The following is a 26,344-nucleotide window of genomic DNA, read 5'->3' on the forward strand; positions in this document are numbered from 1 at the left end:
GATAGCCCCAACAAGTAGTTCAGGGGCAAGCCTCTTCCGACTTAAAACCCATAACGCGTCGCCCGGTTCCGTGCAACCACGGCTTCATTGTGGGCACTCCGTACCCAACGAAGCCTTAGTTGTTATGGGGAGTAATTTTTTGTACTATTTTATATCTTTTAAGTAGGACTCATCCCAATCGTCCACTTTCCGCACAATGGGAGAAACACGAATAAAAGCGTCTTTTTGCTTTATATTATGCATTATGAACTCCATTAATTGAGGTTTTGAAATTCTTTTCCATCCTGACGAGCGCCCATGATTTCCTCCTTTAAATGCATATCCATTTTCATATCTCTGAACATCAATATATGAACCATCTCTATCACTTTGGTATTCATGCCCTTGGTAGTCATAGAATTCAAGTTCCATGTCATTAGGAAGCCACTCTACTAATTTCCCTATACTTTCAGATGTGATACTAGTGACATCTATCTCATATTGATTGTTTCTGATAGTTATATTGAAATTTTGAGTGTTGAACGGAAACTCTTTTTTCATTTTATTAACCATAACTACTGTATAAACGTCATAGTGACGTTTATCTGCCATATATGCGAAGGTGATTTTGCCTGAATCAGCTGACTTTTTTGAGCTTTCATGTAATATATCCACCTCACTGCATATGGTTAAGCTAATATAGTTTATTCTTAGAGATTATTTAGCGTGCTTATAATTTTATCCAGGGCGTAGCTGGTTACGTGCGTATAAATCTCGTTCGTTTTGCTGCTCCTGTGCCCGAGCAGGGTCTGGATATACCTCAGGTCGGTGCCCTGCTCCAGCAAATGCGTGGCAAAAGAGTGCCTGAGCGTATGCGGGGTGGCCTTGGTCCGCACGCCGGCCTTCTCCTTGGCAGCCCGAAACACATTGCGCAGGCTCTCCACCGTGTATTGCCCGCCCGTCTGCCCCTCAAATAGCCACACTTTCGACCTATACTGCTTGTAATAAGCTGAGACTCTCGAGCAGCTTCTGCGAGAGCACAGTGGTGAACAACTCGCTCAGGTATAGCCAAACAAAAAGCCCCGCCTGAATGACCAGACGGGGCTTTCTAATTTAAAAATGCTTGAGCTTAATTCACTACTTCAGCAGCTTCTTTTTCTTTCTTTTTGGCTGCTTTTTTAGCGGCTTTCTCAGCTTTGCGCTGCTCTTTCTTTGAAAGCTGCACAGCTTCTGCAGGTGCTTCCGTTTTGCGACGGGCATCTACCTGGGGCAAACCGGATGTGTTGTCGTTAACAAGCGTCATCTCTTTCACCAGGTGACCGGCTCCGGCAAATTTGTCTACAATAAACAGCATGTAGCGCACATCCACCGAAATGTTACGTACCTGGTCAGGATTGTAAGTCAGGTCACTCATAGTGCCTTCCCAGTTGCGGTCGAAGTTTGTACCGATCAGCTGACCATTGGCATTGATTATCGGTGAGCCGGAGTTACCACCAGTGGTATGGTTCGAAGCAATGAAACAAACAGGCAGCTGACCATTCACACCGTAAGGGCCATAATCTTTCTTGTCATACAGCTCCTTTAGTCGGGCAGGTATAGTATAGTCTTCAGCAACCCCGGAGGCCGCTTTCTCCATCACACCTTCCAACGTGGTGTAGTGTATGTATTTTACCCCATCAACCGGCTGATAAGGCTCCACTTTTCCGTAAGCCACACGCAGGGTAGAGTTTGCATCCGGATAGAACTTGCGGTCCTGCTGCATGGCGCGCAAGCCTGCTACGTAGGTTCTGTACAACAGGCTCAGGTTGTCATTTACCTTAGTGTAAGTAGGCAGTACGTTGGTGCGGTAATAGTCGTTGATGCTGCTGGCCAACTGGAAGCCCGGGTCATTTTTGAATGGGTTGGCTTTGCCAGCTCTGATGTCGGCAATTACTTTGCGTACACCCGCTTCGGAAGTGAAGAGTGATTTGCTGTATACCTCATTGGCATATTTGCTGAAATCGCCCTTGTATTTCTGACGCACCATCGCGAAAGCGGCAGGCTGTAGTTTCTGGTCCAGGTTTTCATAATACATGCTCAGCAGGGCGGCAAAAACCTTCTTGTCAGTAGGGGCGTTGTAGTTTTTGAAATAACCTGCTGCGCCATTCTCCAGACGGTCCAGCTGCGCATTAATTTCCTGCTGAGGAGCCTTTGCTTCGATCAGTTCGTTCAACTTGATGAAGTCGTTGGCGTAACGTACGAGCTCCACACCCCAGGCGGCTTCCATAATATAGTCGCGGGCGATCGTAATACCTTCCAGTTGCTTATAGTTCTTTTCAAACTCAGCGATCAGGTTGCCATACGTCTGCTTGCGGCTGGCATCGGCGTTTGCCCAGGCAGTAAACTGCTTCTCGAGCTCCTGCTTACGTTCTATGGTATTGGCTTTGCGCAAACCACGGCTCTCACCGATCCACTTTTTCCAGGCATTGGCTACACTGGCATGCTTGGCGGCATACTGTATACGCACGGCATCAGATGCTTTCATGTCCTCGTCGAGCACAGCTAGTTTTGTGTCACGGATCTTGATCTTGTGCGGGTTGGAAGTTTCGTATATCTCTTGAATGGCATGAGACGTCAGGTACTCGTTCGTACGGCCCGGGAAACCGAACACCATCGTGAAGTCATTCTCCTGCACACCGCTCAGTGAAATAGGCAAGTGGTGCTTCGGCTTGTAGGGCTTGTTGTTCGGAGAGTATTCTGCCGGATTGTTGTTCTCATCGGCGTAGATGCGGAACATGGCAAAGTCACCGGTATGGCGCGGCCACATCCAGTTGTCGGTATCACCACCAAACTTACCGATCGACGATGGGGGAGCTCCTACCAGACGGATATCACGGAAAGTTTCGGTCACATACATGTAGTATTCGTTGCCATAGAAGAACGGACGGATAACGGCATCGTAATGCGTGCCGGCAATCGCCTGCTGGCGTACTTTAGCGATGTTTGCCTGCACCATTTTCTCGCGTTCAGCCTCTGTTACGTTAGCCGGTATACCTGCCAGAATCTGCTGCGTCACGTCATCCATGCGCACGATAAAAGTGGCAAACAGACCAGGATTCGGAAGCTCCTGCTCGCGGTTCATGGCCCAGAATCCTTCGGTCAGGTAGTCTTTCTCAACGGAACTGTGGTTTTGGATCTGGCCGTAGCCGCAATGGTGGTTAGTCAGCAGAAGTCCCTCAGAAGAGATCATTTCACCAGTACAGAAACCACCAAACGACACGATAGCGTCTTTGAGGCTCGACTGGTTGATGCTGTAAATGTCTTCGGCTGAGAGCTTCATGCCCTTCTTCTGCATTTCTGCTTCGTTGAGCTGCTTGAGGAGCATAGGCAGCCACATACCTTCATCAGGCTTGGCCGTGCTTATACCCAGGCTCAGACAGGCTGCCGCAAAAAATGCTATAATGCGCTTACTGATCATGGTTTTTATAAGAGTTGGTTTTAAGCTCCCAAGATACGCAAGAATTATGAGTTTGGGAGGTGAGGAGTTTAGGAGTTTGAGAGTTGAAACAACTATGTCATTTCGAATGCAATGAGAAATCAGAAGTACAGCTATTCATTATTCAGATTTCTCATTGCGTTCGAAATGACAAGTAAAACTGGTATCTCAATCACGACCGAGGTACCTCTAGAGGGTCCCAATCGTCGGCTCAAAATCTTTGTTGCTTTCCCAGGTTTTAAAATTGGTGATCTCTTTCTGAAAAGAGTCAATGAACCAGGCCATCAGGCTAATGTCGTCAAGGAAGCCGATGACAGGTATAAAGTCGGGAATCACGTCGAGGGGAGTGACCAGGTATAGCAGTACCGCCACGCCGGCTAGCAGCGACTTGTTCGAAACCTCACGATACGAGCCATTGATGTAAGCTTTCACTAGGCGAATGAATGTTTGCATCACTTCCTTCACTTGCGCAAAGCCGCTCTTGTCACTCTCCACATCCACCAGTTTGCCATAAGCCGTGGTCAGCAGCATGCCCAGTTTCACCGGTTTGGACACCAGCACCCCGGCTTTGCCCAGTAAACCCCTGAAAATAGATTGCTGCGATAGTTTTAGTCCTTTATTGATAAGATCCTGAATCATATTTTTGTCTTTAGTTTGGCCCTTATACGGCATCATGCTGCTAAATGGTATAAACAGGGGCAATGTATATAAAGAGACTACCATCAGGAGAAAAATATTCTTGCCTACTTGTTTGTCTATCTTGTTTTTTCTCCTTTAAATTGGTGTACTTTTAGCATTAAATTATCCCATACACTTACAGGTATGTCGCATCCTTTATGAAAGCGTTCCTCATCATGCTGGTGTCGTTGCTGGTAGCTTCGGCCGCAGTTTTTTTCGGTTCCTTTCTGCTCCCTGACTCCTACGAGGTCAGACGCTCCATTTTGATCAATGCCAAGCCGGAACAGGTTTTCACATACCTGAACAACCCCACCAAATGGGAAGAGTGGAACGCCTGGAATAAAAATTATGACCCGACCATGATCCGTCTTTACGGCGGTCCGATCACCGGCAAAGGAGCTCACCAGGAATGGATCGGTGACCGGGTAGGGACGGTAAAAGTACACTTTACGGAAAGCACGCCGCCTAGCGAGCTTTACTATAAACAGCTTACCAAAGGAGAGGACTTTGAGACTATCGGTATCTTCAGCCTCGAGCCGCAGGAAGATGGAACACGCGTGGTATGGCTCCAGAAATCACGGGTAGCAGACGACCTGTATAACAAGTATAAAGGATTCTTCCAGAAGCTCAAAGCTGAAGCAGAAACCGAACAAAGCCTGCTTACGCTCAAAACGCTGTTAGATCCAGCCGCCAAAAAAGACAGTAAAGCACAGATTGCAGACAGAAAAGGCCGCAGCTAGGTATAGCAGCGGCCTTTTTCCTTTCAAACAGGTATAGCTAGAGCAGATCGTTTGCCAGATTGGCCAACTCCGAGCGTTCACCCTTCAGGAGTGTAATGTGTGCATAGAGCGGGTGGTTGCGGGCCCGGTCAATCAGGTAGGAGAGGCCATTACTCTGAGAATCCAGATAAGGCGTATCGATCTGGTAGATATCTCCTGTAAACACAATCTTGGTATTTTCTCCAGCCCGCGAGATAATGGTCTTGACCTCATGTGGAGTCAGGTTTTGCGCTTCATCCACAATAAAGTAAATGTTGGAAAGGCTGCGTCCCCGGATGTACGCCAGCGGCGTGATCACCAGCTTCTCCAGCTCCACCAATTCTTTTAATTTTTGGTACTCCTTGCTGCTCTCGGCATACTGGTTCTGAATGTACTTCAGGTTATCCCAAAGCGGCTCCATATAAGGGTTGAGTTTCGATTTGATGTCGCCGGGCAGGTAGCCGATGTCTTTGTTGCTGAGCGGCACGATAGGCCGCGCCAGGTAGATCTGCTTGTAGTCGCGGCGCTGCTCCAGAGCACTGGCCAGGGCCAGCAGGGTCTTGCCCGTACCGGCCACACCCTGAATGCTCACCAGTTTGATGCGCGGATTTAACAAGGCATGCATGGCGAATGTCTGCTCAGCATTGCGTGGCTTCACACCGTATGCCGTCTGCTTGTCTACCCGCTCAAACTGGTCTTCAGCCGGGTTATAATAGGAGAGGATAGAGTTCTTAAAACTCTTGAGTACATAAAAGTGATTGTCGGGTGGTGTTTCCTTGATCACCTTGCCGCTTTCAGAACTGCCGTTTTCATAGAGGTCGTTTATAACGCCCGGGTCAATTTCCTCGAGCGTGTCGCTGCCGGTATATAAACCCGCCACATCCTGTATCTTGCCGGTTTCATAATCTTCTGAGATCAGGTTGAGAGCACGGGCTTTGAGGCGCAGGTTGATGTCTTTGGTCACCAGCACGACTTTGCTTTTCGGAAAATCCTGCTGCATCTGCAATGCCGAGTTCAAGATGTGGTGGTCGTTCTTATCCCCGAAAATTTTGGTTGCATCCAGCTTGGAACTGCCGTTCAACATCACCTTAAACTTGCCTTTGGTCTTGCCATTGAGCGGAATCCACTCCTGCAGCATGTGTTCTGAGGAAAGCTTATCGATGAAACGAATGAACTCACGGGCTTCAAAGTTCTTGATATCGTTGCCTTTCTTGAAGTTGTCGAGCTCCTCCAGCACCGTGATCGGGATAGCCACGTCATGCTCCTGGAAATTCCGCACCGCGCTGTGGTCGTAAAGAATGACCGAGGTGTCGAGCACAAAGATCTTCTTGCCTTTAGAGTCGGGTGATTTAACGTTTGCCGGATCTTTTACCTTTTCGGCTGTAGGGGTTATTTTTTCAGATTTGTCCTGGATTGTCTTCGTCTGTTTGGGCATAAGGGAAGGGCTAAAGTGGTAGACATACCCTTTTTACGCAAATACATAGTGCTTAGTCTATCTATAAAAGAAGTGATTTCCTGATACGTACAGTCCCTGTTACCAGTCAGGAATTTTTCTGTTTTTTAGTCTTCTGATTCATAACTCTTTACAAGTAAAACATGTATAACTAAATAATTAGTTATATTAAAAAATATTCTATCTTTGTTTAAGAATTAAGTACAAGTTCTGAATTTCTTTTAGCGGTTTTAATAATCGGATTGAGCAAATGAAAACCACTTCTACCTTCTTTTTGCTGCTGTTTCTTGCGCTGCCAATAGCCCTGCAAGCGCAGACGAAGCCTAAAAATGGTATCTGGCCCTTCAGGATCAATCGCTTCGACAAAGAAGGGCGCCATCATGGTCGCTGGAAGCTATACCTGTCAGATAACACCACGCTGCTGCGCAATGGCCGATTCAAGCACGGGCAGGAGCGGGGCAAGTGGCGCTATTACTACCCCGATGGCAGTATCCGGAAAATCGAGTACCACAAACCAAACTCCAATGAGTTCCTGATCAGGCTATTCCACGACAATGGCGAACTGGAGAAGCAAGGTATGGCCAGAACAGTTGAGACTGAGCGCGTAATCCACTACTACTGGTTCGGCACCTGGCAGGTATACAACCGCGCCGGCCAACTAACCCATACAGAGTATTATGAAAAGGGGAACGAGATGAAGCTAGAATTGAGCAGGAAATGATGGGAGTGGGGTTATGTGTATTGTAAATTGTCTGAATCTAAAAATAGCGCCCCTTCCCCAAGGATTTACAGGACTTATAGATTCTCAGGATTTCTGTGTTCATTTGTCATCCCCGTGCCCCCTTCGAAGGGGGACTTTTCTGAAACGGGTGTTTTACAGGTATAGCATTGTGGCTTTTCCTTCACGGGCTCCTGCTAATTTAACACACCCCTGCCCCTCTCAAGAGAGGAATTTGTGCAGTTACTACTTCAAAGGTATAATTGTTCTAGCTGCTGCAATGCATTGCCTATACCGGGTCCAACCACCCCTAACCCCTCCTTGTCTAAGGCGGGGAATTTCACCCCATCCCAGCCTTCCCCTAAAAACAGGGGAAGGAGTCTGAAGCTAACAATTAACAGGTATAGGCGTTGTAATTCCTTTCACACACCACTAGCAGGTATAGCAAGAGTAACTTGCACTGAAACTACTAATTTACAGCTTGTGCCAGGTGCACTATTTGGCGCTCCACTGTTCGAGCGTTCAGCGAGTTTGGAGCGTCTTGATTTTTTTGCTTACTTTTTTCATCAAGGAAAAAAGTGAGGCCCGCCCGGCCAGGGCAAGCTACACAGCAACGCAGGTTGCTATACCTGCAACAGCAGATGCCACAAAGCAGCTACACCTATACCTGGGCCAGAGGCCCCACTATAGTAGACACGAGCCTAGACGCTCGCGCCATACAGAAAAAAATATGCTAAAGCTACACATTAACTCAAAGTATAATACTCCTCCTTTTCCTTATCATGCAGCCGCACATACCCATGAATCACCAGCTTCACCAGCATTCTATAAGCCCTTCTTTCAGATAAATTCGCAATCTTCATATACTGCCGCAGTGTGACGCGCCGGTTAAGTGCCAGGTAGTCGAGCACAGCGCGTTCGTGGCGGTCGAGAGGGATGCGTTCGAATGTAGGAGCCTCGGTCTGCAAAGACTTCTCTACCATCTTGCTGGTCTGCACACTGGTGTCATTTACCCGCACGTAACCCCGCCAGTCATCTTCCTTTACTTTCGCAAAATGTGGCTTGGTGGTGCTTTCGGGGACAGACACTTTCAGGATGGTATAGCCGTCCAATTCCACCTCTTCATAGTGGAGCGCCAGGGGAGGATCGCAGTAAAAGTTGGCGGCTAGCTCCAGGGTATGCTTCTCTTCCTCCGGGTCCACGCCTACAACCTTCCCGTCGTCTTTCACCCCGATCAGGATGGCGCCACCCTGCGTGTTAGCAAAGGAAACCAAAGTGCGGGCTATTTTGTCAGGCTGCGTGACACGCTGCTTAAAATCTACCCGCTCATTTTCGCCCTGCCAGATCAGGCGTTGTAAATCGTCCATAGTCAGAAGGGTTCAGGTATACAGACTATACCTGGTTATACAGTAACAATCGCTGACAGCAGGTTTTGTTTTATAAATTACGCGAAACACTGTGTCGGAAATGCATAAAAAAAGCGAGCCTGTCGGGGCTCGCTCTGTTTATACGCAATATGTATTAGAATGGCAGATCGTTGTCTGCATCGCTGCTGTAGAAAGAAGGAGCCGCTGATTCCTGAGCAGGAGCACCAGCAGGAGCGCCAAAACCACCTGAGGCGGCTGCACCCTCAACACGCCATGCCTGTAGGTTGGTGAAATACATGGTCTGGCCGTTCTTCGTGAAAGGCTTACCGGTCAGGTTAAACGTCACTTTCACCTCGTCACCCGGCTTGTAGTTGTCGATCAGGTTGCACTTGTCTTGCGTCAGTTGGAACTTGCAGTACTGCGTGAACGAACCGTCCGGGATCTCCAGCACAAACTCACGCTTTCTGAATTTTTCACTTACCTGCTGCTCCTCAAACACTTCGTACAGCTTTCCTTGAATATCAAACGACATAAAATAAACTTTATAATGAATAGATTGATCTAAGGACAAATATACAAAATCTTTGGTTTCGGCGGGACGGAAAAATAGTAGCTTTTTTAAATTTATGGCATAAAAGCAGCCCGATAAAACAGGCAGGGCCCTATAGGCGTAGGAGCCTACTATAACGCACCTATTACTTATGCAGAACATAGCCATTGCCATACACGGAGGAGCCGGTACCATCACACCCGCATCCATGACGCCCGAATTAGAAGAAGCTTATAAGCAGGCCCTCTCGCACGCCCTTGAGCAGGGGTACCAGGTGCTCGAAAAAGGAGGCTCAGCTCTGGATGCCGTGGAAATTGCCGTCGTGCTACTCGAAGATTCCCCTTTATTTAATGCCGGACGTGGCTCGGTGTTCACGAAAGAAGGCAAACATGAAATGGACGCGGCCATCATGTGTGGCAAAACGATGGAAGCTGGCGCAGTGGCAGGCGTACGAAGCATACGCAACCCGGTGCGCCTTACCCGTGCCATTATGGAACACTCTGACCATGTGTTTCTGAGTGGGTATGGGGCTGAGGAGTTCGCCCGCAAGTACAAAATCGATTTTGCTCCTGAAGAATATTTTTATGATACGCACCGCTACCAGCAATGGCGTGAGGTGCGGGATACAGACCTCTTTATACTCGATCACAGCAAGGAACGGAAATTCGGCACAGTGGGCGCCGTCGCCCGCGATGCAAATGGCGACCTGGCAGCAGCAACCTCCACAGGCGGCATGACTAACAAGAACTACAACCGCATCGGCGATAGCCCTATAATTGGCTCCGGTACCTATGCGAACAATAAAACCTGCGCCATCTCCTGCACCGGGCATGGGGAGTTCTTTATCCGGGCAGTAGTAGCCTATGATATATCGTGCCTGATCGAATACAAAGGCTATACCTTGCAGGAGGCCTGCGACGAAGTAGTGATGGACAAACTCGTGAAATTTGGAGGGGAGGGCGGCCTGATCGCTGTTGATAGCAAAGGAAATCAGGCCCTGCCTTTTAATTCCGAGGGAATGTACCGGGCTCACCGAAGCGGGGGCCAGGAGGGCAGGGTGTCGATCTATAAAGACTAGCTGCGCGACTCTGAGGCGAGTTCATTTTTCTCCACGTCGGCCATGTCCTTGTAAAAAGACCGTAAATTGATGTTGAACACATTCCCCTTGGCCAGCACATGCATCATCATGCCGGCAATGGCCACCGGGCGACCGGGTTCAATATTGTTGATATTCGTGTAACTCACACTGTGCCCGTCCACGATCACCACCAGGTTAGAGCCAATAGTTTCGATCATGTGCCCGTCCGTGATCAGCACACCGGTATCTTCGCCCAGACCTATACCGACGGTTTTAGGGTGCGTCGCCACAGCTTCCATCAGCCGACCGAAACGACCCCTGATCACAAAGTGGGAGTCGATGATAACGCCGCTGATCAGGCCAAATCCCTGGCCCATCTTGACAGAACCCTTCAGCAATGATTCCGTGGAGCTGCCGCTCTTGATCATGATCTCTGACATGGCCATGGCCCCCGCGCTGGTTCCGGCCACTACAAAATCCTCGTGCCAGTACCTGTCCCGCACGATTTGCAGAAACTCCGTGTCACCAAAAATGCGGGTCAGCCGGGACTGGTCGCCACCGCTGAACATCACCCCATCGGCTTTGCGGATGCGCTCCAGGTACTCTGGTTTCAGGGCATCTTCCTCTTCCCGGATGTGCATCATGTTCGCGTTCTCACAGCCTAAAATACCGAAAGCACTTTCATATCGCTCGCCCACTTCTTCCGGTATGAGCGAGGCTGTCGTTATTACTTCGATGGCAGGCTTGGAGGAAGGGATCTCACTTAGAAAGCGCTTGAGTATACCCAATTCAAAAAAATCGAGGTAGTATTTTTTTTTGTGTTTTGGGTTCGGGTATGAGCCTTTGTCTTCATTTCCGCCAATGGCTATGAGCTTTCCTTTTGGTCTATCCACGGGTGCTTCTATTATATGCTAATTGTATGCTTACTTTAAAGGTATGATGTTTTACGCTGGCATCATCCCCCATAAGATTACCTATATTTTCAAAAATCGTTACGGGAAGTGCGCCTTAATTACGTTTTAAGTCCATTTTAACGTGTTCCAGTGAATTGCACCGTAATAAACGGATAGCACGTTCAAAATAAAAATATCATAAATAATACATATTCGACTACTCTGTATTCTTACTATATATATTTTGTCTAATAAAAATCATATTTTTAAACCTCCGCCATATCCTCCCGTATAGTAATCTCACAAGCTTAGGCTTATTATTTTTTACGACGCTAAACCTTTCCAAGCTATGAAACTAAACAACCTGAACGACTTATTCATCCACGAACTAAAGGATATCTACAACGCTGAAAAGCAGATTACGAAGGCACTTCCAAAAATGATGAAGGAGGCTTCCTCCACTCAGTTGAAGAAGGCTTTTGAGATGCACCTCAGCGAAACAGAGACACAAATAGAGCGGCTTGAGCAAGTCTTCGATTTACTGGGCATGAAGGCCTCCGGAGAAAAGTGCAAAGCAATGGAAGGCATCATCAAGGAAGCGCAGGACATGATGTCTGAAAACGCTGACTCTGATGTGATGGACGCCGCCCTGATTGCTTCGGCCCAGCGTGTAGAGCACTACGAAATAGCCGGCTACGGCACCCTTTGCACCTATGCCAAGCAGCTAGGCCATAAGGAGATTTTGAAACTGTTGCTCATGACACTGGAAGAAGAAAAAGCCACAGACCTGAAATTAACCGATCTGGCTGAAAGCAAGATCAACGTAAAAGCTGAACACGGAAGAGGAACCAAATAATCCTCTAAAGACATACCGAAAAAAATCTGTCCTTTCCCCATGCTAACCAAGCTGGCCAGAAGGAGACAGATTTTTTTGTTTATACCTGTCATTATCAAAAAAGCCCCGCATTGCTGCAGGGCTTTTTTCTTGGCTGGCTATACCTATTTGAGCATAGTATCCAGTGTGTTGGTGGCTACGGCATGGTAATTAGATTTCGCTCTGCTGTAGATCTCCTGCGCTTTTTTCTTGCCTTCCGGAGTTGCAGCAAGTGCTTTGTAGATCGGCACCAGGAATTTGCGGCGTCCCACGTTGGTCAGGAAGTTGTCGAGCGCCTGGTCCGCGGCCGTGTAGTTGTTGCGGATGGTATGGATGAACCAGGCAGCCAGTACCTCGGAGTTGCCCGAGTTAGTGAAGCCAAAGGCCTTGTCCAGGTCTGCCATCTGCTGCTGGCTCATCTGCTCAGGCAGCATGCGGATGAAGTGCAGCCATTCGTGGCTCGACCAGTCTTTGGTCTGTAGCTGGCTGGCTGGTTTGCCGCTCTGCCAGGCTTTGAAAGACTCCTCCACTTGTGCGAATCGTTTGGAGGTTGGCTTCACATGGTCTTCCGGAAGCCCTGGCGTATAAACCCACCCTTCGATGTTGATCTGCTCCGCTACTTTCGCATCGCCCTGTATCAGCTCTTTGCGCAGGAAATCGAGGAAAAGGTTTGTGTTCGTACTCTGGAAAGCGAATGTTTGGAAGTACTTGTTCAGGAACTGGTCGAAGCGCTCACGGCCCACAACATGCTCCATGTTCTGTAAGAAGAAGTTGCCTTTCTCGTAGGCGATGTCCGTCAGACCTTCGTCCGGATCGCGGCCTTCCAGATCCAGCTTGAGGCGGGTATCATCACTTTTCGGGCCCAGTTCTTCCAGGGTATTTTGCAGATCCTGGTAGCCTAGCACGTTCAGCATGTCGGCATAGTCTTTTCCGTAGATCTCTTCCATGATGCGGCGCTCGAAGTATACCGTAAAGCCTTCGTTCAACCAGAAATCGTCCCAGGTGCCGTTGGTCACCAGGTTGCCGCTCCAACTGTGCGCCAGCTCGTGCGCGATCAGGCTGGTGAGTGAGCGGTCTTTGGCCAGCACAGTAGGCGTCACGAAGGTCAGGCGCGGGTTTTCCATACCTCCGAAAGGGAAGGAAGGAGGGAGTACCAGCAAATCGTAGCGATCCCAACGGTACTTGCCATAGAGTTTTTCGGCGGCCACCAGCATCTTGTCCATCTCGGCAAACTCGTACACGGCGGCATCAATCGTGGCCGGCTCGGCGTAAATACCCGTCTGCTGCCCGATCGGCTTGAATGCCATGTCACCTACGGAAAGGGCCATCAGGTATGAGGGAATCGCCTGGCGCATTTCGAAGGTATAGCCGCCCGTGTTGTTTTTCTGCTGCGGATTTTCGGCGCTCATCACGGCCATTAGCTCTTTTGGTACCTGTACTTTGGCGCTGTAGGTAATGCGTATACCCGGGCTGTCCTGTATCGGAATCCAGGTGCGGGCCAGGATCGCCTGTGACTGCGTGAACAGGAAAGGGTACTTCTTACCGGCCGTCTGCTGCGGATTGAGCCATTGCAGTGCATCCGCGTTGGCGGTGGTGCGGTACTGGATGGTCACGTAATCCGTTTCAGGCTGTATCGCAATAATCAGCGGCCGACCGAGGAATTCTTTTTCATCGCCAAGTTTAAACGTGGTAGGGGTCTGCTCTTTGCCCAGGTATACCTGCTCAATTTCAAGGCCGCGTGTATCGAAAATAATTTCGTTGCCTTTCGCCACGTTCTCGATCTGGTAAGAGGCTTTTCCGGAGATCACCTTCTGCCCGAAGTCAACGGCAATGTCCAGGTCCAGGTGGCGCGCAACGGCCTCGGCAGGCCTGGCAAAGCTGTGTACGTCGGCAGGTGCCTGTGCCATGCCTAGCTGTTCTGCTGTCATAGTTTCATCGTTAGTAGTGGTTTGGGTGGAGCAGGCGCCTAACTGCAGGCTACCGGCCAAACCCAGTCCGAGTAAAAATTTACGGTATGGAGTCATTGTATACTTTGGTTATGGGGTGGTAAGATACATTTTTTGCCATGAACTGTAAAGTACCGTCGTCTAAATGCATCGGCACGCGCACAGGGTGCGTACTATGTTACAGAAGTATTTGTATTAGTTACAGGTTCGAAGCCACTACAGCTCAAGTTTCGTACCAATGCAGCAGGTATGCTTTGCTTGCATATATAGAACATTTTATACCTGTTTAAAGTAAACAAAGCAAAATCGAAGTGAAAAGGCACCAAAGCAGAGAAATAGCACAATTTTAAGCGAATATTTATTATTCGCGTCTAACCGGCCTCTCGCCTAAGCCATTAAACCAACAACCATGAACCCTTTCATCCTACAGAAATTTAAACCAATCGGCCTGGTCGTCCTTTGTCTGTTCACCTTGGCCTCCTGCAATAAAAGTGGCGATAAAAAAGAAGAAGGCGGCGTAAAAGAAATGCTTGGCCTCAACACCGTGGCCGCCACCGAAACCGATAGCCTCTACATCAAAGACTACATTGGGCAGCACAAGCAATTTAAAGAACACGAGGACCTGATCTACCAGTTTTATGGTGACCGCGAATATCGTCTAGGCTGGTTCAAGGGCTCTGATCTGGTGCCTGAATCAGAGAAACTGCTGACTACCCTCAACAATGCAGCACAGGAAGGCCTGGACCCCAAGGAGTATAAAGTAGTTGCCATCGACGAGATGATCAGCCAGTACAACGAGTTGGGTCGTAAGGACTCCACCAGGCTGGCACTGCAGCAGCAGATCGACATAGCCCTGACCGCCACGTACTTTAATTATGCCTCTGACTTTTACAAAGGCCGCATCGACCCACGCAATGTGAAACAGGTGCAATGGGGCGTGCGCAATAACAAAATAAAACTGCACAAAGCGTTGCAAACCATTTTGAAGGAGCGTGAAAGCACCTATCCGTACTATGAGTTTGAAGCACTGCACAAAGGCTATACCAACCTGCGCGATGCCCTGCAAAAATACCGCGAACTGGAAGAAAAAGGAGGCTGGGCCAAAGTAGAACTGGGTAACAAAAAGATGCTGACAAAAGGGGATACCGCGGCTGCCGTTGTAACGCTACGTCAACGCCTTAACCCAGGAACACAGATCAACGCTAATGACCCGGCCATGCGCAAGTATGACGACAAGCTGGAGGCGCAGGTAAAAGCATTCCAGGAACTGCACGGCATTGTGCCTGACGGCAAAGTGGGTGGCAACACGCTGCGCACAATGAATGTGCCGGTAGAAGACCGTATCCAGCAGATTATGATGAACATGGAACGCTGGCGTTGGATTCCCAAGCGTCTGGTGCCGAAGAGCCTGGACCAGAAGTATATCTGGGTGAACATACCCGAGTATAAGCTCTATGTCTACGAAGACCCGAATAACAGCCCCGAAGCAGAGCGCGCTTACAAAAAGACCATGGAGATGAACGTGATCGTGGGCAAAACCATGCATTCGACTCCAATCTTCAGCGACAGAATGGAATATGTGGTGCTGGCCCCTTACTGGAACGTGCCCAACAGCATTGTGGAAAAAGAGATTGCGCCAGGTATACTGCGCGAACCCGGCTACCTGGACAGGCAGAATATGGAAGTGGTGACCAAGGAGCGTGAGCCGAAGCAGATTGATCCGTCTTCCATCGACTGGTCATCTGTGACTGAAAAGAATTTCCCTTATATGGTACGCCAGCGTCCGGGCCCTAAAAACTCGCTCGGCACTATGAAGTTCCTGTTTCCGAACGAGCACGCTGTATACCTGCACGACACACCTTCCGGCGCCTTATTCAGCCAGACACAGCGCGGTTTCAGCCATGGCTGCGTCAGACTGGAACGGCCCATGGACTTAGCTCAATATGTGTTGAAAGACATGCCTGAGTGGAACGAAAGCCGCATACAGGAGACCATCAATGGAGGCGAAGAGGAGTGGATCACGCTACCGAAAAAAATTCAGGTATACCTGGTATACTTCACCAGTTGGGTAGATGAAGATGGAAACGTACACTTTCGGGATGATATCTACGGCCACGACAAGCGGCTGGAGCAGGAGCTTTTCAGCTAACCAGAAGCTGTAAGCATCGACTCTTAACATATGACCCATGAGACAGTTAGGAATAACAGGGCTGCTTTTCGGACTCTTGCTGCTTGCCTCCTGTGGCGGGGAGCAGAGGCCGGTTGACAAGCCGGGGACTATAACAGAAGAAGCCCTGACACTACAGACAGGGGAGCAGGATACCACGCTGCAGGAGATAGCAGAAATAGATATTCGGGCCACCGGGGGCGATGCACTGGAAAGCATGACCTTTGACCAAGATACCATTGAGGTGAAGGCCGGTACGCTCGTGAAGCTGACTTTCACAAACGAAGGAAAGGATCCCAAGATGATCTATAACATCGTGTTTACGAAAGAAGGCTACTCGGCGCAGGTCGCTCAGAATGGCAGCAAGGCCGGTGCATCTGGCAATTACCTGCCCGACAGCTCGCTGCTTTTGGCAGCATCGCCGCTCGCATTGCCCGGCCAGATGGTAAAGATGGAGTTTGCAGTACCTGACACATCCGGAGTATTTGAGTATGTGAACACCTACCCAAGCGAAACACCGTTGATGAAAGGAAAGCTGATTATCAAGGAGTAACCTCCCTGATTCGGATGACTTATAGGAAAGCCCCTGCATATGTGCAAGGGCTTTCTTTTTGATTTTTAAATACTTACCAGGTATAACCCGAGAACGAATTGCAAAAAAAACATGTTAGAAGGCAGACGATATTAGCGGGATTGCATACTTTTGCAATATCCTGATAGCTTATGAAATTCACCAACCCTGACTGTCTGAACTGTTCGAGCCGAGCGAGCTCCCTGCTGAGCTGCTGCAGAGCATCTGAGTTGTCGCACCTTTCTGAAACGAAATCGTGTTTCGCTTATAAGAAAGGGCAACTGATCTTTCATGAGGGAGGCAAGCCGTCAGGCCTTTACTGCATTAACACCGGCAAAATCAAAATTGCCAAACTCGGCAGCGACGGCAAAGAACAGATCGTGCGCCTGGCCAAACCGGGCGACCTGATCGGATACCGTGCCCTGATGGCTGACTCAAATTATTCTGCATCGGCAGTTGCTCTCGAAGATGCCGTGATCTGTTTTATACCCCGTTCGCAGTTCCTGGAGCTGATCAGTCAGAATGTGGAATTTGCAGGCGGCCTGATGAAACTGATCTCTAATGCCTTGGGAGAGGCGGAAGAACGCATGGTGCAGATGGCTTACAAGCCGGTGCGCGAAAGGCTGGCAGAAGCCCTGCTGCTCCTTCAGAAAACTTACCAGGAGCGCGGAGAAGGCGATCAGTTCACCATTTCCATTTCCCGCGAAGACCTGGCCTCCATTGTCGGTACCGCCAAAGAAACTACCATCCGACTTCTTTCTGAATTCAAAGAAGAGGGACTCATCACCGCCAAAGGCAGCTCTATTACCATTTTGGATCACGAAAAACTGTACAAGATCAGCCACATGTACGACTAGGCAGTTTGCTGAAAGGTATAAGGTATAGACAATAAAAAACGGCAGCCGTAGAACGCCTGCCGTTATTGTAGCTCAGTCTCTCCTCTAAGCTAAAATCACCTTATACTAAACACTAAACTTTAATCACAAAACATTATCTTGAAAGGCTTTCAGCATTCCTGCGCCAGCCTTTTATTGTCATTCTTGATGTTACAAATGTCGGGCATCCGGCCGGGCTATGCACTGAGGTATATCAGTTCAGAAAGTGACATACATCATCTTTTAGGCTTTACGATCCAATTACCTTTGTCACAGACATTAATAAAGGATAATTGTGATGGAAGCCGCACTCCAAACCAATATTCAGAACTGCTACCACTGCGGGGATTCCTGTGGTGACGAGCCCATTGTAGCGCACGAAAAAGCTTTCTGCTGCGATGGGTGTAAAGCCGTTTATGAACTTCTCGAAGAAAACAACCTCTGTACTTACTATAACCTGGAAGAAAGCCCTGGCCTGACCGGAAATAAACATGTTTCAGAAGCCCGCTTTGCTTATCTGGACGATCCGGGTGTGGAGGCCCAGTTGATCAACTTCCGCAGTGACAAGATCTGCAAACTGACGTTTTACATACCTCAGATGCACTGCAGTTCCTGTATCTGGCTGTTGGAGAACCTGTTTAAGCTGAATCCAGGTATAGCCGAAACAACAGTCAACTTCATGCGCAAGGAAGTGGCCCTCACATACCTTCACGAAAGGACCTCTTTGCGTGAAGTAGTAGAGCTGCTGACCCGCATCGGGTACGAGCCTGCCATCACACTCGCCGACACCGACGGCAAGAAAACCACCAAGAAAAGCCGCGCCCTTATCTATAAATTAGGTATAGCTGGTTTCGCCTTCGGAAACGTGATGCTGCTGGCCTTCCCTGATTACCTGGACTTTACAAAGGGCCTGCAAAATAACTTCGGCTCCTTCTTCGGGTACCTAAGCATCATCCTGTCTATACCTGTGTTTTTCTACAGCGCCCGTGGTTTCTTTACGTCGGCGTGGGAAGGCATCAGGCAGCGCATGGTCAATATCGACCTGCCCATCTCCACCGGTCTGCTGGCGCTCTTCTTTGTGTCCCTGTTTGATATCCTTACCGGTCGCGGTCCAGGCTACCTGGATTCGTTCACAGGGCTGGTGTTCTTTATGCTGATCGGTAAATACTTTCAGCAGCGCACCTACGACACGCTCGCATTTGACCGGGACTATACCTCTTATTTCCCGGTATCGATTACGGTGCTGAAAGAGGACGGCGAAGAATCGTCTACAGCTGTACGAAACCTTCAGGTAGGAGACCGTATCCGGATTAGAAATCAGGAACTTATACCTGCCGATGCCATCCTGCTGCACGGCCGCGCTATGATCGACTACAGCTTTGTGTCGGGTGAGTCGGAGCCGGTAGAGAAAGTGGTAGGCGAGGTGATCTATGCCGGTGGCCGCCAGGTAGGTGAAAGCATCGAGCTGGAAGTCGTAAAAGAGGTGTCGCAAGGCTACCTGACGCAACTCTGGAACGACACTGTATTCTCCAAAAACGAAGCGCAGTATCTCCATACCTACTCCAACATTGCGGGCAAATACTTCATCATTGTGACCCTGCTGGTGGCAGCCGGAGCGCTCATTTACTGGGTGCCACGCGACATGGACATCGCCATGAAGGCCTTTACCTCCGTGCTGATCATCGCCTGTCCATGTGCCTTATCGCTGGCCACGCCTTTTGTGCACGGCCATACCATGCGTGTGTTCGGACGTAACAAATTCTATCTCAAAAACACGGGCGTAGTAGAAAGGCTGGCCAAAATCGATACCGTGGTGTTTGACAAAACCGGTACACTGACAGAACCAAGCGAAGCTGAGGTAACATACACAGGTAAAGCCCTTTCTCAAGATCAATCACAAGCTATACTTTCAGTACTACGCCACTCCACGCACCCGCTCAGCCAGCGCATCAGCGAGGCCATGAAGGGCAGCACGGCTCCGGTTACAGGCTTTCAGGAATATACTGGCAAAGGACTGGTAGGCGAAGTAAATGGTATGCTGGTGCGCGTAGGATCTGCCGCATACCTGGGCGTACCTGCCGATAAGCAAAACGACACGCTCAAAACAACTGTTTATGTGTCTATAGACGGCGTGGTGCTGGGTTATTATACCTTCTTTAATGTGTACCGTGATGGTCTGAACAAAGTGCTGGGTGATCTGAAAGACAAGAAAATTGCGGTGCTCTCGGGTGACAACGACCACGAGGAGGCAAGACTGCGTGAATTGCTGGGCAACGAAGCCGAACTAAACTTCAACCAGTCGCCTGTTCAGAAACTGGAGTACATCCAGAAATTGAAAGAGCAGGGCCAGCACCAGGTACTGATGGTGGGGGATGGCCTGAACGATGCTGGCGCCCTGAAGCAGAGTGATGCAGGTATAGCCCTGAGCAACAGCGTCACCAACTTCTCACCGTCCTGCGACGCTATTCTGGATGCAGAGTCATTCGATAAACTGAGCACTTTCCTTAACTTCTCTAAAAAGACCATGTCGCTGATCCTGCTGACTTTCGCAGTGTCGCTGGTTTACAACGTGGTGGGCCTCACCATGGCTGTGATGGGGCTGTTCACACCTATTGTTTCAGCTATCCTGATGCCGATCAGTACGCTTAGTGTGATGACTTTCGCAACACTCTCTGTCAGGTATGCTGCTAAGAAAGCTGGACTTTAATAATTGAGTGAGTTAGTGGTTGAGCGAATGAGTGAATAATTTTCTCATGTATTAACAGTCACTCAATCACTCATTCGCTAATTCACTCACTCAATCACCAACACTCTAAAACCAAAAAACGCCATGTATATCATTTTCATTCTCATATCCATCAGTGTGCTTGTAGCAGCTGCTTTTCTGGCCGCTTTCCTGTGGGCCGTGCGCTCCGGGCAGTACGACGATGACTATACGCCAGCCGTTCGCATGCTTTTCGAGAACGAGGTGGGCGGCGCACCTAAAAACGACAAAATAGCCCAGAAACAGCAGTAAGTCGCTCTGATTACTGATGACAATCACCTGGAAGAGTGACATTAGTCATCTTTTCGGAGAGGCTGATTTATCAATTTTGCACATGATTAACAAGCAAACAAACAGTAATTCACAACACACCTTAACCAATGGAGGACACCGCACATGTCAACTAATGTAGGAACCGTCTTAGAGCCGAACCCGAAGCGGGTAGGCGAGGACACCGGGGGTTCAGAATCCTTCTTCTACGACAACAAGATCGTTCGCGACTTTGGTATTGCTACCGTGTTTTGGGGCGTAGCCGGTATGATTATCGGTACCCTGATCGCGTTCCAGCTTGCCAACCCCGATGTGAACATGGGTAACCAGTACACAACTTTCGGCCGTATCAGGCCACTGCACACCAATGCGGTAATTTTTGCCTTCGTGGGTAATGCCATCTTTATGGGTGTGTACTACTCGCTGCAGCGCCTCTGTAAGTCGCGCATGTACAGCGATACACTGAGTAGACTGAATTTCTGGGGCTGGCAGCTGATTATTGTCGCCGCTGTTATCACGCTTCCGCTGGGTATGACGACTTCAAAAGAGTATGCCGAGCTGGAGTGGCCCATCGATATTGCCATTACATTAATATGGGTGGTATTCGGATGGAACATGTTCGGTACCCTTGCCAAACGTCGCGAAAAGCACATGTACGTAGCCATCTGGTTCTACATTGCCACTTTCCTGACTGTAGCGGTACTGCACATCGTTAACTCTTACGAATTGCCTGTTACCATGTGGAAAAGCTACTCTGGCTACGCCGGGGTGCAGGATGCGCTGGTGCAGTGGTGGTATGGCCACAACGCGGTTGCATTCTTCCTGACAACACCGTTCCTGGGCCTGATGTACTACTTCCTGCCAAAGGCTGCGAATCGTCCGGTATACTCATACCGTCTTTCTATCATCCACTTCTGGTCGCTGATCTTCATCTATATCTGGGCGGGTCCGCACCACTTGCTCTATACCTCATTGCCTGACTGGGCACAGTCACTGGGCGTTGTATTCTCCATCATGCTGCTTGCTCCAAGCTGGGGTGGTATGATTAACGGTCTGCTAACATTGCGTGGTGCCTGGGACAAGGTGCGTGAAGAGCCGGTATTGAAGTTCATGGTAGTAGCGATCACCGCTTACGGTATGGCTACTTTCGAAGGACCGATGCTGTCGCTGAAGAACGTAAACGCCATTGCCCACTTTACTGACTGGATCGTAGCACACGTGCACGTAGGTGCGCTGGGCTGGAACGGCTTCCTGACATTCGCGATGCTGTACTGGTTGTTCCCACGCCTGTACAAAACAAAACTACACTCTAAGAAGCTTGCAAACGCGCACTTCTGGCTGGGCACACTCGGTATCCTGTTCTACGCTATACCTATGTACTGGGCTGGTTTCACCCAGGGTCTGATGTGGAAACAGTTCACTCCGGAAGGCACTTTGCAGTACTCTAACTTCCTGGAGACTGTTCTTCAGATCGTTCCGATGTACTACCTGCGTGGTGTTGGCGGATTGCTATACCTGAGCGGCGTGTTCCTGATGATCTATAATCTGTTTAAGACGGCTAAGTCTGGTGCTTTGGAAGCAAATGAGGCAGCAGTAGCTCCTCCGATTGTGAAAGAAGTAAGCCACAACGCAGGTCACTGGCACAGCTGGATCGAGAAGCGTCCGATGCAAATGGCGATATGGGCAACTATAGCCATCCTGATTGGAGGTTTGGTAGAATTTATACCTGCCTTCGTGATCAAGTCAAACGTACCGACCATTGCCAGCGTGAAGCCTTATACCTCGCTGGAGTTGCAGGGACGTGACCTCTACATCAAAGAAGGTTGTGTGAACTGCCATACGCAAATGGTTCGTCCGTTCCGCTCTGAGACAGAACGCTACGGCGAGTACTCCAAAGCAGGCGAGTTCGTGTATGATCACAACTTCCTGTGGGGCTCCAAGCGTACCGGTCCGGATCTTCATAGGGTCGGCGGTAAGTATCCGCACAGCTGGCACTACCACCACATGCTCGACCCGACTTCCATGTCGCCAGGCTCTATCATGCCGGCTTACCCGTGGCTGTTTGAGCAAGATGTGGACCTGACAACAACGCAGAAGAAACTTGAAGTGCTGAAGCAACTGGGCGTACCTTATGAGGACGAGTACATTGCCAACGCGAACGAGGAACTGATGAAGCAGGCCCGCGAGATTAGCGCCGACCTGGCTAAAGAAGGTCTGGAAGTGCGTCCTGAAACCGAAATTGTGGCCGTGATCGCCTACCTGCAGCGTCTGGGTACCGACATTAAGGTAAAAGCTGAAGAAGTAGAAGAATAGTAAACCTGACATAAGGCTCTATGGCAAAGGACAGAAGAGCAACTCGGAAGTCCTTTGTCACAAAGTCTGACGTCGAAAAAGCCTAAGACAATGTACAAGAACGTGTTACAAGCCATAGAAGGCATTGAAATATACCCGCTCATTTCATTTACTATCTTCTTTTTGTTCTTCCTGGGGCTCCTGATCTATGTAGCCTTGATGGACAAGAAGTATGTGAGCAACATGAGCAGCTTCGCCTGCTCAGATGATGATCAAGACGAAACAATAGGAGGGAACAGACAATGAAATCTCCCATGCTAAAACTGAAACAACTGGCCCTGGCGGCCGGCTTTGTTCTGATGACGGTCGCCCCGGCGTTCGCGCAGGATGCGGTGCAGGGCAAGACTATCTTTGATGGAAACTGCGCCGTCTGCCACAGCATAGATGCTGACGTGGTAGGACCAGCCCTGAAAGATGTGCATGAGCGCCGTGGCGATGAATGGCTGCATAAGTTCATCAAAAACTCGCAGGAACTCGTTCAGTCAGGTGATGCGGATGCCGTAGCTGTTTTCGAGAAGTTCAACAAAATGCCGATGCCGGCTTTTGAGGGCTCCCTGTCAGACGACGACATCAACCACGTGATAGCCTACATAAAAGAAGCCAGCGCCGCAGCACCTGCCGTAGCAGAAGAACCGGCAGCAACGAGCACTGCTGAAGCGGCTGCACCAGCTGCAGTACAGGATGTAGCTTTCATGGACCTGCCACCAATCGTACACTTTATCTACGGTCTGGTTGGCTTGATCATCCTGCTGATTGTTATCGTGCTGATCATGCTCTTCCGAGTGATCGTTCCGATGATGGGCGATTCACTAAAGGATGAAGAATTCCATTCTACTTTCTCAGGACGTGTATACGCGCTGATGAGTGGTGATGCCTCTGTTATGACGGGTAAGGCAAAAGATGAGATTCACTCTACCCACGATTTCGACGGTATACAAGAGTACGACAACGACCTGCCGCCATGGTGGAAGTATATGTTCTACGCATCCATCGTGTTTGCTGTAGGTTATATGCTACACTACCACGTGTTCCGCACCGGTGCGCTGCAGCTAGAGGAGTATGAAACTGAAATGGCCCAGGCAGCTCTTATTGCCGCCCAGAACGTGGAAGACCCGAATGCAGTGACTGATTACGAAGTGCTGACAGATGCTGCTGCACTGGAGTCAGGCAAGGCACTCTACATCCAGAACTGCGCCGCCTGCCACGGCCAGGCCGGTGAAGGTACCGTTGGTCCTAACCTGACAGACGAATACTGGCTGCACGGCGGTGATGTGAACGATATTTTCAAAACCGTGAAATTTGGTGTGCCAAGCAAAGGTATGGTGCCTTGGCAGGGCAAACTGACCAAAGATCAGATGCTGGAAGTAAGTAGCTACATCCTGTCATTGCAAGGCAGCAACCCGCCTAATGGCAAAGAGGCACAAGGCGAGAAAGAATAACTTTAACCCTCCCTACATGAGAGGCAGGCATTCGAAAGAGTGTCTGCCTTTTGTGTTTTAAGGTATTACTGATGACAATCACCTGGAAGAATGACATTGGTCATCTTTTTACAGTCCGCAAATAAGGAATTTTGTATCAGCAAAGAGCAGCACAAAGTTGTTATTAGCTACCAATTTTATCTTTAGAGGCAGGATTAATATCCGCACAAATTAAACTGCCATGGCAATTAAATCACACACCGCTCCGGACGAATTCCGCGATCACATCTCGACTATTGACGAGCATGGAAAAAGGGTATGGGTATACCCTAAAAAACCCAAAGGCAAACTCTACGACTACAGGAAGTGGGTAAGCTATGGCTTGCTGACACTGCTGTTTATAGGGCCTTTCATCAAAATTAATGGGCTGCCGCTGCTGATGCTCAACATCGTAGAGCGAAAGTTCGTTATCTTCGGGGTCCTCTTCTGGCCTCAGGACTTCTTTATTCTGGTACTGGCTTTCCTGGCAATGGTGGTCTTTATCATCCTGTTTACCGTGATATACGGCAGGCTATTTTGTGGCTGGGTCTGTCCGCAGACTATCTTCCTCGAAATGGTCTTCCGCCGCATCGAGTACCTGATTGAGGGTGATTATACCAAGCAACGGGCACTGAACAAAATGCCCTGGAACACCGAGAAGATCCTGAAGAAGAGCTCCAAGACAGCCATTTTCCTGTTGATCTCTTTTCTGATCTCCAACTTGTTCCTGGCCTATATAATAGGTATAGATGAACTGAAGAAAATAATTGCAGAAGGCCCTATCAACCATATGGCTGGCTTTGGCTCTCTGGTGGCTTTCACAGGCGTATTCTACTGGGTATTTGCTTATTTCCGTGAGCAGGTATGTACGATCGTTTGCCCTTATGGCCGACTACAGGGTGTGATGCTCGACAAGAAAAGTCTAACAGTAGCTTATGACTATGGTCGTGGGGAGCCGCGTGGCAAGCTGCGCAAAGGGCAGGAGCGTACCGATGGCGACTGCATCGACTGTCACCAGTGCGTGCAGGTTTGCCCGACAGGTATAGACATCCGCAACGGCGCGCAGCAACTGGAATGTATCAACTGCACAGCCTGTATCGATGCCTGTAACGACATCATGCGCATGATCGACAAGCCGGAAGGCCTTATTCGCTACGACTCCGAAGAAGCTATTGCAGAAGGTCGTCAGTGGAAGCTTTTCACGCCACGTGTTATGGGTTACAGCGCCGTGCTGATGCTCCTTTTGGTTGCCCTCACAACGCTGCTATTAACACGAGACGATGCCCAGGCCACCATACTGCGCACACCGGGACAGCTCTATCAGAAAACTGAGCAGGGCACAGTGAAGAACCTCTACAACATTTCGGTGATCAACAAGACCAACACCGATATGCCACTGACCCTGAAACTGCACAACACAGATGGAACAATCCAGATGGTGGGCAGCGAGCTGGTACTGCCGGCGCAGGGCAAAGCAGATGGGGTGTTCTTCGCAGAGATACCGCAAAATCAGTTGACAGGCATGAACGCCGAAATAGAGATCGGAGTGTACCACGATGATGAACTCATCACGACACAGGACACCAAGTTTCTGGCCCCTGCCAAGTAAAGACAGCTTATATTAGAAGCAACCATTCAAGCGCATTCATCATGAAAACTGATAAAAATAAAAAATTCACCTTCTGGCCTTATGCCATCGTCATCGGGCTGGCCTCCTTCATGGCTTACATCATCTATTTTGTGGTACAGGCCATGAACCAGGATGTAGACCTGGTGAGCAAAGACTATTACGCCCAAGAGATCGCCTACCAGGATCAGATCGACCGGGTACGCCGCACACAGGCCCTTGGTGACGTGATGCTGCAATACAACGAAGAAGCAGGCAATATCCTGCTACAGGTACCGGCTACTTACCAGGATAAAAACCTGAGCGGCACGATCACCCTGTTCCGACCATCGGACGACAAACTGGACAAGCAACTGCCTTTACAACTTGGCCGGGACAAGAGCCAGCTTATTAACGTGGGGGATCTGGAAAAAGGTCTCTGGAAAGTTCGTGTGAACTTCAGCGATGGGGCAGAAGCATATTATTCAGAAAAAACAGTTCAAATAAAATAAG

Annotated in this window: 23 protein-coding genes; 14 read left to right on the plus strand and 9 right to left on the minus strand. The window is 49.3% G+C overall.

Going from position 1 to position 26,344, the window contains the following annotated elements; translation table 11 throughout:
• Positions 1–144: 144 nt before the first annotated feature.
• The 4 genes from AC4QZR_RS07715 to AC4QZR_RS07730 form a co-directional block, all read right to left on the minus strand.
• Positions 145–591: a hypothetical protein gene (locus AC4QZR_RS07715; RefSeq protein WP_494480389.1), complete on the minus strand. Its 447-nt coding sequence runs from the start codon at positions 589–591 to the stop codon at positions 145–147.
• Between the two features lie 98 nt (positions 592–689).
• Positions 690–962: a tyrosine-type recombinase/integrase gene (locus AC4QZR_RS07720; RefSeq protein WP_494480390.1), complete on the minus strand. Its 273-nt coding sequence runs from the start codon at positions 960–962 to the stop codon at positions 690–692.
• Positions 963–1,108: 146 nt separating this feature from the next.
• Complete coding sequence (locus AC4QZR_RS07725; RefSeq protein ID WP_494480391.1) at positions 1,109–3,436, minus strand: S46 family peptidase; 2,328 nt, start codon at positions 3,434–3,436, stop codon at positions 1,109–1,111.
• 207 nt (positions 3,437–3,643) lie between these two features.
• The gene (locus tag AC4QZR_RS07730; protein WP_494480392.1) at positions 3,644–4,093 is read right to left on the minus strand and encodes a YkvA family protein; all 450 of its coding nucleotides are present in this window, start codon (positions 4,091–4,093) and stop codon (positions 3,644–3,646) included.
• A gap of 197 nt (positions 4,094–4,290) precedes the next feature.
• On the opposite strand from AC4QZR_RS07730, the gene AC4QZR_RS07735 reads away from it, so the two are divergent.
• Complete coding sequence (locus tag AC4QZR_RS07735; RefSeq protein WP_494480393.1) at positions 4,291–4,872, plus strand: SRPBCC family protein; 582 nt, start codon at positions 4,291–4,293, stop codon at positions 4,870–4,872.
• 37 nt (positions 4,873–4,909) lie between these two features.
• Here AC4QZR_RS07735 and AC4QZR_RS07740 read toward each other — a convergent pair whose 3' ends face one another.
• Positions 4,910–6,325, minus strand: a complete 1,416-nt coding sequence (locus AC4QZR_RS07740; RefSeq protein ID WP_494480394.1) for a PhoH family protein — start codon at positions 6,323–6,325, stop codon at positions 4,910–4,912.
• Positions 6,326–6,593: 268 nt separating this feature from the next.
• Here AC4QZR_RS07740 and AC4QZR_RS07745 point away from each other — a divergent pair, with 268 nt between their 5' ends.
• Positions 6,594–7,064, plus strand: a complete 471-nt coding sequence (locus AC4QZR_RS07745) for a toxin-antitoxin system YwqK family antitoxin (RefSeq protein WP_494480395.1) — start codon at positions 6,594–6,596, stop codon at positions 7,062–7,064.
• Positions 7,065–7,807: 743 nt separating this feature from the next.
• Here the strand turns inward: AC4QZR_RS07745 and AC4QZR_RS07750 are convergent.
• Both AC4QZR_RS07750 and AC4QZR_RS07755 read right to left on the minus strand, forming a co-directional pair.
• A complete protein-coding gene (locus AC4QZR_RS07750) occupies positions 7,808–8,428 on the minus strand; it encodes an RNA-binding domain-containing protein (protein WP_494480396.1) in 621 nt (206 codons plus the stop codon).
• A gap of 154 nt (positions 8,429–8,582) precedes the next feature.
• A complete protein-coding gene (locus AC4QZR_RS07755; protein ID WP_116544811.1) occupies positions 8,583–8,960 on the minus strand; it encodes a DUF3127 domain-containing protein in 378 nt (125 codons plus the stop codon).
• Positions 8,961–9,129: 169 nt separating this feature from the next.
• Between AC4QZR_RS07755 and AC4QZR_RS07760 the strand changes: the two genes are divergently transcribed.
• Complete coding sequence (locus AC4QZR_RS07760) at positions 9,130–10,056, plus strand: isoaspartyl peptidase/L-asparaginase family protein (protein ID WP_494480397.1); 927 nt, start codon at positions 9,130–9,132, stop codon at positions 10,054–10,056.
• Here the strand turns inward: AC4QZR_RS07760 and AC4QZR_RS07765 are convergent.
• The gene (locus tag AC4QZR_RS07765) at positions 10,053–10,949 is read right to left on the minus strand and encodes a cyanophycinase (protein WP_494480398.1); all 897 of its coding nucleotides are present in this window, start codon (positions 10,947–10,949) and stop codon (positions 10,053–10,055) included. The genes AC4QZR_RS07760 and AC4QZR_RS07765 overlap by 4 nt on opposite strands.
• Before the next feature lie 349 nt (positions 10,950–11,298).
• On the opposite strand from AC4QZR_RS07765, the gene AC4QZR_RS07770 reads away from it, so the two are divergent.
• Positions 11,299–11,805 (plus strand): YciE/YciF ferroxidase family protein, encoded by a 507-nt coding sequence (locus AC4QZR_RS07770; RefSeq protein ID WP_494480399.1) that lies wholly within the window; start codon positions 11,299–11,301, stop codon positions 11,803–11,805.
• A gap of 143 nt (positions 11,806–11,948) precedes the next feature.
• Here the strand turns inward: AC4QZR_RS07770 and AC4QZR_RS07775 are convergent, their stop codons facing one another.
• Positions 11,949–13,847, minus strand: coding sequence for a M1 family metallopeptidase (locus AC4QZR_RS07775; RefSeq protein WP_494480400.1), 1,899 nt, complete (start codon positions 13,845–13,847; stop codon positions 11,949–11,951).
• Positions 13,848–14,178: 331 nt separating this feature from the next.
• On the opposite strand from AC4QZR_RS07775, the gene AC4QZR_RS07780 reads away from it, so the two are divergent.
• The 10 genes from AC4QZR_RS07780 (at position 14,179) to AC4QZR_RS07825 (ending at position 26,343) form a co-directional block, all read left to right on the plus strand.
• Positions 14,179–15,918 (plus strand): L,D-transpeptidase family protein, encoded by a 1,740-nt coding sequence (locus AC4QZR_RS07780; protein WP_494480401.1) that lies wholly within the window; start codon positions 14,179–14,181, stop codon positions 15,916–15,918.
• 37 nt (positions 15,919–15,955) lie between these two features.
• Positions 15,956–16,489, plus strand: a complete 534-nt coding sequence (locus AC4QZR_RS07785; RefSeq protein WP_494480402.1) for a plastocyanin/azurin family copper-binding protein — start codon at positions 15,956–15,958, stop codon at positions 16,487–16,489.
• Between the two features lie 170 nt (positions 16,490–16,659).
• The gene (locus AC4QZR_RS07790) at positions 16,660–17,364 is read left to right on the plus strand and encodes a Crp/Fnr family transcriptional regulator (RefSeq protein ID WP_253406566.1); all 705 of its coding nucleotides are present in this window, start codon (positions 16,660–16,662) and stop codon (positions 17,362–17,364) included.
• Between the two features lie 316 nt (positions 17,365–17,680).
• Positions 17,681–20,089: a heavy metal translocating P-type ATPase gene (locus AC4QZR_RS07795; protein ID WP_494480403.1), complete on the plus strand. Its 2,409-nt coding sequence runs from the start codon at positions 17,681–17,683 to the stop codon at positions 20,087–20,089.
• A 123-nt stretch (positions 20,090–20,212) separates the two neighbouring features.
• Positions 20,213–20,398 (plus strand): cbb3-type cytochrome oxidase assembly protein CcoS, encoded by a 186-nt coding sequence (ccoS, locus tag AC4QZR_RS07800; protein WP_220627469.1) that lies wholly within the window; start codon positions 20,213–20,215, stop codon positions 20,396–20,398.
• Positions 20,399–20,542: 144 nt separating this feature from the next.
• The gene (gene ccoN / locus AC4QZR_RS07805; RefSeq protein WP_494480404.1) at positions 20,543–22,729 is read left to right on the plus strand and encodes a cytochrome-c oxidase, cbb3-type subunit I; all 2,187 of its coding nucleotides are present in this window, start codon (positions 20,543–20,545) and stop codon (positions 22,727–22,729) included.
• A gap of 90 nt (positions 22,730–22,819) precedes the next feature.
• Positions 22,820–23,014 (plus strand): hypothetical protein, encoded by a 195-nt coding sequence (locus AC4QZR_RS07810; protein ID WP_220627467.1) that lies wholly within the window; start codon positions 22,820–22,822, stop codon positions 23,012–23,014.
• Positions 23,015–23,022: 8 nt separating this feature from the next.
• Complete coding sequence (locus tag AC4QZR_RS07815; protein WP_494480405.1) at positions 23,023–24,207, plus strand: c-type cytochrome; 1,185 nt, start codon at positions 23,023–23,025, stop codon at positions 24,205–24,207.
• A gap of 220 nt (positions 24,208–24,427) precedes the next feature.
• The gene (gene ccoG, locus AC4QZR_RS07820) at positions 24,428–25,834 is read left to right on the plus strand and encodes a cytochrome c oxidase accessory protein CcoG (RefSeq protein WP_494480406.1); all 1,407 of its coding nucleotides are present in this window, start codon (positions 24,428–24,430) and stop codon (positions 25,832–25,834) included.
• Positions 25,835–25,875: 41 nt separating this feature from the next.
• On the plus strand, positions 25,876–26,343 hold the full coding sequence (locus tag AC4QZR_RS07825) for a FixH family protein (RefSeq protein WP_494480407.1): 468 nt from the start codon (positions 25,876–25,878) through the stop codon (positions 26,341–26,343).
• The last annotated feature ends 1 nt before the right edge of the window (position 26,344 follow it).

The sequence above is a fragment of the Pontibacter sp. YIM B11418 genome, from assembly GCF_059278805.1.